The organism is Dietzia cercidiphylli, assembly GCF_014145145.1.
In the GTDB taxonomy this organism is placed as follows: domain Bacteria; phylum Actinomycetota; class Actinomycetes; order Mycobacteriales; family Mycobacteriaceae; genus Dietzia; species Dietzia natronolimnaea.
Genome location: NZ_JAALEA010000201.1, coordinates 1 through 10,573, shown reverse-complemented (window position 1 = coordinate 10,573; position 10,573 = coordinate 1). Strand labels below are relative to the sequence as shown.

General features: G+C 69.1%; 8 protein-coding genes. 4 read left to right on the top strand and 4 right to left on the bottom strand.

From position 1 onward, the window contains the following. Window positions 1-777, bottom strand: coding sequence for a CorA family divalent cation transporter (locus G6028_RS07970; RefSeq protein WP_182658557.1), 777 nt, complete (start codon window positions 775-777; stop codon window positions 1-3). 178 nt (window positions 778-955) lie between these two features. Between G6028_RS07970 and G6028_RS07965 the strand changes: the two genes are divergently transcribed. Then, the gene (locus G6028_RS07965; protein ID WP_338404178.1) at window positions 956-1,810 is read left to right on the top strand and encodes a glycine betaine ABC transporter substrate-binding protein; all 855 of its coding nucleotides are present in this window, start codon (window positions 956-958) and stop codon (window positions 1,808-1,810) included. Window positions 1,811-1,907: 97 nt separating this feature from the next. Here the strand turns inward: G6028_RS07965 and G6028_RS07960 are convergent, their stop codons facing one another. From G6028_RS07960 to G6028_RS07950, 3 genes are all read right to left on the bottom strand, one after another. After that, the gene (locus G6028_RS07960) at window positions 1,908-5,804 is read right to left on the bottom strand and encodes a multifunctional oxoglutarate decarboxylase/oxoglutarate dehydrogenase thiamine pyrophosphate-binding subunit/dihydrolipoyllysine-residue succinyltransferase subunit (RefSeq protein ID WP_182658555.1); all 3,897 of its coding nucleotides are present in this window, start codon (window positions 5,802-5,804) and stop codon (window positions 1,908-1,910) included. Window positions 5,805-5,931: 127 nt separating this feature from the next. Further along, on the bottom strand, window positions 5,932-6,627 hold the full coding sequence (locus G6028_RS07955; RefSeq protein WP_179525576.1) for a hypothetical protein: 696 nt from the start codon (window positions 6,625-6,627) through the stop codon (window positions 5,932-5,934). Window positions 6,628-6,711: 84 nt separating this feature from the next. Further along, entirely contained in the window at window positions 6,712-8,046 is a 1,335-nt protein-coding gene (locus tag G6028_RS07950) for a D-arabinono-1,4-lactone oxidase (RefSeq protein ID WP_182658554.1), read from the bottom strand. Between the two features lie 134 nt (window positions 8,047-8,180). Between G6028_RS07950 and G6028_RS07945 the strand changes: the two genes are divergently transcribed. The 3 genes from G6028_RS07945 to G6028_RS07935 form a co-directional block, all read left to right on the top strand. Beyond that, window positions 8,181-8,819, top strand: a complete 639-nt coding sequence (locus G6028_RS07945; protein ID WP_179525574.1) for a TetR/AcrR family transcriptional regulator — start codon at window positions 8,181-8,183, stop codon at window positions 8,817-8,819. Window positions 8,820-8,823: 4 nt separating this feature from the next. Continuing rightward, entirely contained in the window at window positions 8,824-10,008 is a 1,185-nt protein-coding gene (locus tag G6028_RS07940; protein WP_182658553.1) for a type III PLP-dependent enzyme domain-containing protein, read from the top strand. Next, window positions 10,005-10,573, top strand: a 569-nt coding sequence (locus G6028_RS07935; RefSeq protein ID WP_182658552.1) for a M20/M25/M40 family metallo-hydrolase, incomplete at its 3' end; no start/stop codon positions are given. The genes G6028_RS07940 and G6028_RS07935, both read left to right, overlap by 4 nt.

Here is a 10,573-nt window from a genome sequence, read left to right as displayed (position 1 = left end):
TCAGATCCGCGCTTTCCGAAAGGCGTCCCAAACAGCCAGGCGCCGCAGGGGCAGGGCCAGGGGAGCGATGTCGTGTTTGAGCTCGAGCAGCTCACGCTTGAGCAGGTAGATCTGCTCGATGTCGACACGGGTGCGGGGGGCGAAGACGGCGGTCTCCAGGTCGTCGACGTCCCCACTCATCCCCTCGGCCACCTCGAGGTAGCTGTCCACCACCCGGTCGGCCACGGCGTGCATCACCGTCGACGGCCCCCGGAGCAGCCTCTCGGGCGCGCTCTCGAGCTCCGCGCGGATGTCGGCGAGGCCGGTGAAGTCCCCGTGACGGACGGTCACCACGAAGTCGCGGCCCAGGACCACCATGACCTCACCGGTGGAGACGATGTCGTTGGTCTCGGTGATCGACTCGTGCTCGAGGTACCTGACCGTCGACATGTTGAGGACCAGGGAGTCGTCGTAGGCCTCCAGTTTGGGCCGCTGCCGTCCGCTGGCGGCGTCCTCGGAGATCAGCTCGTGGAGACCGAACTCCCTCGCCAGCGCCTCCATCTGGTGAGGGTCCGGGGCGTGGAGCCCGACCCACACGAACCCCCGCCCGGCCTGTCGTACGTGCCGGATCGCGGCCCGGTGGGTGAAGCGCCCCGGGACACGGACGCCGTCCACGTAGACACCGCAGTCGACCACCGCGCGTTCGGTGGGAACGGTCAGCCGGGTGCGTGGGGGGAAGGGGCTGGCCGTGTCGTCCCGCCGTCTTCGGATACTCGGCACCAGCGCCCCCTCACTCATCACCATGACACTATCCGGCGCCGGGCCTCGACACGATGGGCGTTAGGGTTCTGCTGGGAGACTGGCGGACAGGTGTCGCACGACCGGGTGCGGACGTGGCGAGGAAGGACGTGGTCGAGTGCGGCGGACGGGGGAGCGGGCCGGGGTACGCGGACTGGCGATCGCCGGGGTTGCGGTGGTGGCACTGACCGGATGCCAGGCGCAGTCGTCGATCGTCCCCGCCCACGAGTCCGATCCGGTCGTGGTGATCGAGACCGCGTCCTTCGGTGAGGCCGAGGTCGTCGGCCACATCTACGGCAACGCCCTGTTGAGATCGGGCTCCCGGGTCACTCTGCGTCCGCAGTCGGGAGACCAGGCCGAGGTCCTCGAGTCGGTGACGACGGGAGACGCCACGTTCACCATCGGGTTCACCGGGGAGTTGCTCCGCGCGTTCGATCCGGGCTCCACCGTGGTCGAGGCCGACGAGGTGTACACCGCGATGATGGCCGCCCTCCCCGAGGGGGTCATCGCAGCCGACCCGGCTCCCGCCGAGGACGCCCCCGTGTACGTGGTGACCCGGCACACCTCGGAGACGCGCGGTCTGCGGACCATGTCCGACCTCGCCGGACGCTGCGGGGAGTTCACACTGGGCGCACGCCAGGAGGCGCTCGCGGACCGTGCGCTCGCCACCGCGGTGGGTGGGACGTACGACTGCGGGTTCGGGCGGAGGGTGGCGCTGGGCCCGAACCCGCGCGCGGTGTTCGACGCACTGCGCGCGGGGGAGATCGGCGTGGGGCTGGTCCAGTCGACCGACCCGGTCCTGGATCCCGACGACATGGTGCCGCTGGACGACGACGAGGACGCCATCCTGGCCCAACACGTCGTCCCGGTGTTCCGCAAGGGCTCACTCTCCGAGGACCAACTCGCCCTGGTCAACCGGATCAGCGGCGAGCTGACCACGGAGGACGTGCGGGAGCTCCTGCTCGGGGTGGAGTTCGGCACCTCCACCCCGACCGATCTCGCCAACTACTGGCTGGACTCGCACGACTACTGAGCCACGGGCGCACGGGACCGGCCCCGGGCGCACGGGACAGGCCCCGGGCGATCGCCGCCGGGGGGCGCGGAGACCCGCGCCTACCCCGTGGCCGCGATCAGGAGAACGCCTCGTCCACGAGCGCCTTCTGCTCGACCGCGTGGACCTTGCTCAGGCCGGTCGACGTGGCGGCCATGGCCCGTCGAGACACCCGCTTGAGCGGCGGGAACTCCGGGATGACCTCCGGCAGGTTGAGTGCGAGGAAGCTCCACGCGCCCTGGTTGGCCGGTTCCTCCTGCACCCACCGGACCTCGGTGAGGTTCGGGTAGTGGCTGAGCGCCTCGCGGAGGCGACGGAACGGGATCGGGTGGATCTGTTCCAGCCGGACGATCGCGACGTCGTCGTGGCCTTCCTTCTCCTGCTGTGCCGCCAGCTCGTAGTAGAGCTTGCCCGAGACCAGGAGCATGGTCTTGACCTTCTCCGGGTCCTTGCCACCGTCGACGAAGGTGGGATCGTCGAGCACCGAACGGAACTTGCCCGAGGTGAAGTCGGCGAGGGCGCTGACGGCCTTCTTGTTCCGCAGCATCGACTTGGGGGTGAAGACGATCTGGGGGCGCTTGATGCCGTCGGTGGCGTGGCGACGCATGAGGTGGAAGTAGTTCGCCGGGGTCGACGGTTGCGCGACCGTCATCGACCCCTCCGCGCACAGCTGCAGGAAGCGTTCCATGCGCCCTGAGGTGTGGTCCGGGCCCATGCCCTCGTGGCCGTGCGGCAGGAGCAGGGTGACCGAGGACTTCTGACCCCACTTGGCCTCACCGGAGGAGATGTACTCGTCGATGATGGTCTGGGCACCGTTGACGAAGTCGCCGAACTGCGCCTCCCACAGGACCAGCGCCTCCGGGTCGCCCACGGAGTAGCCGTACTCGAACCCGACACCGGCGTACTCGGTGAGCGCGGAGTTCCACACCTCGAACCGGCCGTCGGCCTCGTCGAGGTTCTGCAGCGGCGAGTAGGGCTCGGCAGTGGTCTTGTCGACCACCACCACGTGCCGCTGCGTGAAGGTGCCGCGCTGCGAGTCCTGGCCGGCCAGGCGAACGGTCCGGCCCTCCATGACGAGCGAACCGATCGCGAGCAGCTCGGCGAACGCCCAGTCGATGTTCCCGTTGTAGGCCATCTTCTGGCGCGCCTCGTAGACCGGCTTGACACGCGAGTGGATGTGGAAGTCCTCGGGCAGGTTGCCGAAGGCGTCGCCGATCGCGTGGATGACCGACTCGTCGACCGCGGTCACCAGACGCTTGGGCAGCGGCTGGTTCGGCAGGATCGACTCGGATGCCTTGACCGGGTGCTTCTCGAGTTCGCGGACCTCGTTGAAGACCCGCTCGAGCTGGCCCTGGAAGTCGCGCAGGGCGTTCTCGGCCTCCTTCTCGGTGATGTCACCGCGACCGACGAGATCGTCGGTGTAGGACTGGCGGACGCTCTTCTTGCCGTCGATCACCTCGTACATCCGGGGCTGCGTCATCGACGGGTCGTCGGCCTCGTTGTGGCCGCGGCGGCGGTAGCAGACGAGGTCGATCACGACGTCCTTCTTGAACTGCTGGCGGAAGTCCATCGCCAACCGCGCCACCCGCACACACGCCTCTGGGTCGTCACCGTTGACGTGGAAGATCGGGGCGCCGATCATCTTGGCGACGTCCGTGGAGTACTGGCTGGACCGACCGGCCTCGGGGGCGGTGGTGAATCCGATCTGGTTGTTGACGACGATGTGGATCGTCCCGCCGGTGCGGTACCCGTCGATCTGGGACAGGTTGAGCGTCTCCGCCACCACCCCCTGGCCGGCGAAGGCCGCGTCACCGTGGAGCATGAGTGGGACGACCGGGTACTCGGCACGCCACTCCGGGTCCTCGATGAGGTCCTGCTTGGCCCGCACGATCCCCTCCAGGACGGGGTCGACGGCCTCGAGGTGCGACGGATTGGCGGTGAGCGAGACCTTGATCTCGTTCTCCCCGAACATCTGGTACTGGATGCCCTCGGCGCCGAGGTGGTACTTGACGTCACCCGAGCCGTGGGCGGCCGAGGGGTCCATGTTGCCCTCGAACTCGGTGAAGATCTGCCGGTAGGGCTTGCCCACGATGTTGGCCAGGACGTTCAGGCGGCCGCGGTGCGGCATGCCGATCACGACCTCGTCGAGCGCGAACTCGGCGGCCTCGTCGATGACCGCATCCATCATCGGGATGACCGACTCGGCGCCCTCCAGGGAGAAGCGCTTCTGTCCGACGTACTTGGTCTGCAGGAAGGTCTCGAACGCCTCCGCCGCGTTGACCTTGGACAGGATGTACTTCTGCTCGGCGACCGTCGGCTTGTCGTCGACACCCTCGAGTCGTTCCTGGATCCACTGGCGTTGTTCGTTCTCGAGGATGTGGGTGTACTCGATACCGATCTTGCGGCAGTACGCCGCGCGCAGCGCAGACAGGACGTCGCGCAGGCGCATCTTGTCCTTGCCGACGAACCCACCCACGGAGAACTTGCGGTCCAGGTCCCAGAGCGTCAACTCGTGGGAGTTGACGTCGAGGTCCGGGTGGAAGGTGCGGCGACGCTTGGCGTGCCGCCCGTCCAGGGGGTCGATATCGGCCATGAGGTGGCCGCGGTCGCGGTAGGCCGCGATCAGCTCGAGGACCCGGGCGTCCTTGTCCACGCGCGGGTCGGTGATGTCCTGACGCCACCGGACGGGCTCGTAGGGGATGCCGAGGACGTCGAAGATCTCGTCGTAGAACTCGTCGGCGAGCAGGAGACGGTGGATCTCGCGGAGGAACTCCCCGGATTCCGCACCCTGGATGATCCGGTGGTCGTAGGTCGAGGTGAGGGTGGTGATCTTGCCGATGGCGTTGTTGGCCAGCTGCTCGTCGCTGGCACCCTGGAATTCGGCCGGGTACTCCATCGCACCGACACCGAGGATCGTGCCCTGCCCCACGGTCAGTCGCGGCACAGAGTGGACGGTGCCGATCCCGCCGGGGTTCGTCAGCGAGATGGTGACCCCCGAGAAGTCCTCCATCGTCAGCTTGCCGATGCGGGCGCGGGAGACGATGTCCTCGTAGGCGTCGAGGAAGCCGCGGAAGGTCAGTTCCTCGCAGTTCCTGATGGCGGCCACGACCAGGGTGCGCCCCGCCTTGGTCTTCATGTCGATCGCCAGGCCGAGGTTGATCCCGTTCGGGGTCACGACGTTGGGCTTGCCGTCGACTTCCTCGAAGTGGTTGTTCATGTTCGGGTAGGACTTGATCGCCTGCACCATCGCGTACCCGATGAGGTGGGTGAAGGAGATCTTGCCGCCGTGCGTCCGCTTGAGGTGGTTGTTGATGACAACGCGGTTGTCGATCATGAGCTTGGCCGGAATCGCACGGACCGAGGTGGCCGTGGGCAACGTCAGCGACGCGTTCATGTTCTTGACGATCGCGTTGGCCGGGCCGCGCAGGACCTTGTTCTCTGCTTCCTCGGGCGGCGTGTACTCGGGCCGCGTGGTCCGCTTGGCGGCGGGTGCCTCCGACGTGCCACGCGAGCTCGGCGTCCGCGCGGGGGCCGGCACACCCCGCCCGCGTGCCTTGCTCTTCGGGGAGCTCTCGGCCGTGGGCTTGGCGGCCACGTCCTCGGCTGACGACTCGGGAGACATGTCCGCGACGGTCAGCTCCGAGGTCTTCTGGGTGTTCGCGTCGGGGGTGGCGTTGTCGCCCCCGGACTTCTCGTCGGAGACCTTCTTGCCGCTCTTGCCGGCACTCTTCTTCTCTCCACCGGTCTTGCCACCACTGGTTTTCCCACCAGTCCGTGCGTCACCCCCGTCCGCAGCCGGACCGGCACCGGACGAGCCGTTCGACGCACTCCGACCGCTCACGGCCGCGGCCCCGGGGTTCGCGTCGAAGAACTCGTGCCAGGATTTATCCACGGAGGACGGGTCCTTGGAGAACCGCTCGTACATCTCGTCGACGAGCCACTGGTTCTGTCCGAACTGTGAGACGGTGTTGCTCACGATGTTGTGGTGCCTTCCTGATCTGTGGTGGGTTTCACACGCAATGAACCCAGGCTAGACCTTCTGCGCGTTCTCGGCCTTCCGATCTCACCTGACAGGGGGATGCGGTGCACTCGACGCACGGGGGTCAGGTCGAGGGCCAGCTGTCCGGAGGGGTCCCGAAGGTGGTCGCCGCCGCCTTCACGACGGTCCGACCCAGCCGTCGGTTCCCCCAGCCTCCCACCGCCGCGCCGATGCCCGCGGGGGCGAGCTTGCCCATGGCGAGGGTCGCCCGCTTCACCGCGAACTTCCGGGCGAACCGGGACACCATCCGACGATTGACCTCCTTCAGACCCGGGAGCCCCAGCGACCTTCCGGCGAGCGACCCGCCGGCGGAGGCCCCGCCGCTCGTGCTGACCGCGTTGGCCAGGATCGCGGTGCCCGACGCCCCGAGCATGACGGTCATCACGAGCAGCTCCTCGTGCTCGCCGACCCTCACGTCCACGCCGTGGACCTCCGCGACGGCCAGGGTGTAGAACGCGGCGGCCTCGATGAACACCAGCGACTCGGCGCCGATCGCGCCGAACGCGACGATGGTGCCGACCCCGGGGACGGCCGCCGTGGCGCCCACGGCCGCGCCGGACGCGGTGACGGCGCTCAGGAAGCGGGAGTCGAGCCGGTCGCGGATGCGCGCGGGACTCTCATCCGGATGGTTCTCGCGGAGCTTGCGGACGTAGGCGCGCGCGGCCCCGGCCTGGCTCCGTATCGCCTTCCGGAGGGCCCCTGTGGCGATTCCGGCGAGTGGACCGGAGACGTCGGTGTCGGCGGGGACGCGTTCTGGCACGGGATCTCCTCGAGGGTGTTCACGACAGGGTCGGCTGCCCTTGTCCGTCACTCCACGGTACGGAGGATCACGTGGTCCCGCCTCCTACGGGAGGACCTGTTCGGTGTACTGGTTCGCGAAGACCCGGTCCGGGTCCAGTCGGTCCCGCACGGCGACGAAATCGTCGAAGTGTCGGATGGTGTCGGACAGGTCGGCAGCGGTCCGGGTGTGCATCTTCCCCCAGTGGGGTCGACCGTCCGCGGCGAGGAAGATCTCCTCGGCCGATCGGAAGAGCTCGGTGTGGTCCATCAGGTGGAACTGGTGGACCGCGATGTAGCAGACGTCCCGCTGGTGGGCGGTCGACATCCACACGTCGTCCGCGGCGGCGAACCGCACCTCGACGGGGAACGGCGTGACGATGCCGGAGCGGTCGATCATGTCCCGGAGGTCCCTCACCACGGCCGCGGCCGCGGCCACCGGCACCGCGTACTCCATCTCGCGGAAGCGGACCCGTCGTGAGGAGGCGAAGACCCGGTAGCTGCGATCGGTGTACGCGCGGGCCGACATCGCCCGGGCCGCGAGGCGGTTGATCCGGGGTGTCAGCGAGGGCCGACGGGCGGCCGTCCGGCACAACGCACCGAACGCCTCGTTGGCCAGGAACTCCTCGCCCACGAGCTCGCGTAACCTGCCCAGGGGCTGCAGCTCGGTGTCGCCCGGAAGCCGGGTGTGGCGTTTGACGGTCACGGCGTCGGTGTGGGGGAACCAGAAGAACTCCGCGTGGTCGGCCGAGCCCGCGAAGCCCTCGAGATCGGCGAGCGCGGCGGTCAGGGTCCACGGGTGTTCCTCGGCGCTCAGCGCGAACGCCGGCACGCAGTGGATCGTCATCTTGGTGATGATCCCGATCGCACCGATCCCGAGTCGCGCCGCCTCGAACACCTCAGGATTCGTCTCGCGGGAACAGTTCAGGACGGAACCGTCGGCGGCGACGAGCTGCAGACCGACGACGGTGGCCGGCAGGCCGACAGCGTGCCGACCCGTGCCGTGGGTCCCCGTCGACACCGCGCCGGCGAGCGACTGTTCCGCGAAATCCCCGAGATTCGGTTGCGCGAGTCCCAGGTCCCACAGAAGAGGGCCGAGCCGGTGCAGTCGCGTGCCCGCCCAGACGGTCACGTCAGCCCCGTCGACGTGCCCGTCTGGGGCGCGGGTCGGGACGATCGACTCGATCCCCGTCAGGTCGTCGAGTGAGATCAGGACCCCGTCCGTCGCCGCGGCCGGGGTGAAGGAATGTCCGGCGCCCACGCACTTGACCCGGGTGCCCCGGTCGGCGGCGGTGCGCACGATGTCCGTGACCTCCGCGACGGTCGTGGGGTCGCACCGGCCGGACGGCGAGGCGATGACGTTTCCGGCCCAGTTCTGCCACGGTGTGGTCGAGGTCGTCATGGCTGCCGAGATTACCCCCCGCTTCACCGTCGAAGGGGGGCAACCTGGACGACAGACCTGACCGCGGGGCGGTGCCCTGTGCGATCCGGGGACGAAGTGTGCCCGCCGCAGGGTCGTCGTCGTACCATGGACGGGTGACCAGACGCCTCCCATCCGATCAGCGCAGAGCGCAGCTCCTCCGGGCCGCCCTGGAGATCGCCGAACATGACGGGTTGGGCGCGGTGACCGTCCGCGGCGTCGCGGAGCGGGCCGGCGTCTCCCTCGGTGTCGTCCACTACTGCTACACGGATAAGGAAGAGCTCCTCCGTGAGGTGATCGGTGCGGTCAACTCGGAGGTGCACCAGGCGGCACGGGCGTTCATCAACGTCGACTTCGACTCCGGCGCCATGGGCAGGGAGGGTCTGCGACGGAGGTTGTACGAGGCCATCGACCTGATCTGGGCCGTCATCTCCGCTTCTCCCGACCGGCAGCTCCTCACCTACGAGATCGTCTCCTACTCGCTGCGTACGTACGGGACACCCGAGATCGGCCTGGCCCGCCACCAGCAGGAGTCCAACGAGGAGATCATCCGCTCGGTGCTCGGGCGGACCGCCCAGTCCGCGGGTATGCGCTGGGGTATGGGCCTCGACGACATGGTCCGTGTCGTGGAGGCCACGGTCGCGGGCATCGGTCTGCGCTGGCAGATCTGCCGGGACGACGACGAGGCGATCGCCCTTCTCCACCGGGCGGTCGACCTCGTGGTGGCGGACGCGCATCCGCTCGACGGTGAGTAGGCCGGTGTCCGGACCCGGCACCGACGCCGTGGACGCCGTGGACACGGCCACCGCCGGACTGGACGCGCCGCTCGCCGCGCTGCACCTGCCCACCCTGCGGGCGAACCTGGCCGACCTGCGGCGACGAGCAGGCGGGACGCGGATCCGGATCGCCAGCAAGTCCGTCAGGTCGCGCGGGGTGCTCGAGGAGGTCCTCGGTCCGGGGCTCCGGGGTGACGACTCGGTACGCGGCATCATGGCCTATTCGCTCACCGAGGCCCTGTGGCTCGTGGACGCGGGGTGCGACGACGTCCTGCTCGGGTACCCCACGGTCGACCGCGCGGCGCTCGCGCGACTGGGGGCGGATCCGGCCGCGCTCGACGCGGTGACCCTGATGGTCGACGACGAACGCCAGCTGGAGATCGCCCGCGAGTCGGGTGCCGGTGGGGCGAGGGTGTGCGTCGACGTGGACGCCTCGCTCCGGTTCGGACCCCTCCACCTGGGCGTCAGGCGGTCCCCGCTCCGGGGCCCCGCCGACGTCGAGCCGCTGGTCCGTCGAGCCGTGGCCTCGGGCTTCCGGGTGGTCGGTGTGATGTTCTACGAGGCGCAGGTCGCCGGCGTCCCCGACGACGTCAGGGGTATCGGCGTGGTCAAGGCGCTGTCGATGCGCCGTCTGCTCGCGATCCGGGGGGCCGTCGCCGGAGTGGTCGCCGACGTCACCGGGGAGCGACCCGAGATCGTCAACTCGGGTGGCTCCGGTTCGATCGCCGAGAGCGCCGCGGATCCCGCCGTCACCGAGGTGACCGCCGGGTCGGGTCTCTTCGTCCCCGGGTTGTTCGACCGCTACCGCTCGTTCACACCGCGACCCTCGCTGTTCTTCGCCCTGCCGGCGGTCCGGACCCCGGCCCCCGGCCTCACGACCTTCCTCTACGGGGGGTACGTGGCCTCCGGGGTGCCGGGGCCGGATCGGCTGCCCGTCCCCGCCCGCCCCACGGGGTTGCGGTACCTGGGCAGGGAGGGCGCCGGAGAGGTGCAGACCCCCGTGCGAGGGGAGGTGGCGATAGGCGACCGCGCCTGGTGGCGCCACGCGAAGGCGGGAGAGGTCTGCGAGCGGTTCGACACGCTCCACGTGGTGGACGAGACTGCACAGGGACCAGCGGTGGTGGATCGCTGGCCCACCTACCGTGGGGAAGGGATGTGCTTCGGATGACGGACACCGTGCCGATGACCGACGAGATGCGGGAACTCCTGCACTCCGAGGCCGTCTCGATCACAGCTGACCTGGTGTCCATCGACTCGACCAACACCGGCGACCCCGCCACGATCGGCGACGGTGAGACCCGCGTGTGCCGACGTATCGCGGAGTACCTGGACGAGGTGGGGATCCCGAGCGAGTTGGTGGAGTCCGTGCCCGGTCGCGGAAGTCTGTTCGCCCGTGTCGACGGGTCGGACCCGGCCGCCGGCGGACTGGTCGTGCACGGGCACGTCGACGTGGTCCCCGCGGTCGCAGAGGACTGGTCGGTCCCGCCGTTCGCGGGTGAGATCCACGACGGCTGGCTCTACGGCCGTGGAACCGTGGACATGAAGAACATGATCGGCATGATGCTCGCCGTCGTGCGCCACTACCGCCGTGAGGGCATCGTCCCGCGCAGACCCCTGTTGCTCGCCTTCTTCGCCGACGAGGAAGCCGCCGGGACGATGGGGGCGCGGTGGGTGGTGCGGGAACGTCCCGACATCTTCGACGGCATGACCCACGCACTCAGCGAGGTCGGGGG

What these genes read in the sequence shown, in the direction of transcription:
- G6028_RS07950 (WP_182658554.1), bottom strand. Translation starts at nt 8,046, where the DNA reads ATGACGACCTCGACCACACCGTGGCAGAACTGGGCCGGAAACGTCATC.
- G6028_RS07970 (WP_182658557.1), bottom strand. Translation starts at nt 777, where the DNA reads ATGAGTGAGGGGGCGCTGGTGCCGAGTATCCGAAGACGGCGGGACGAC.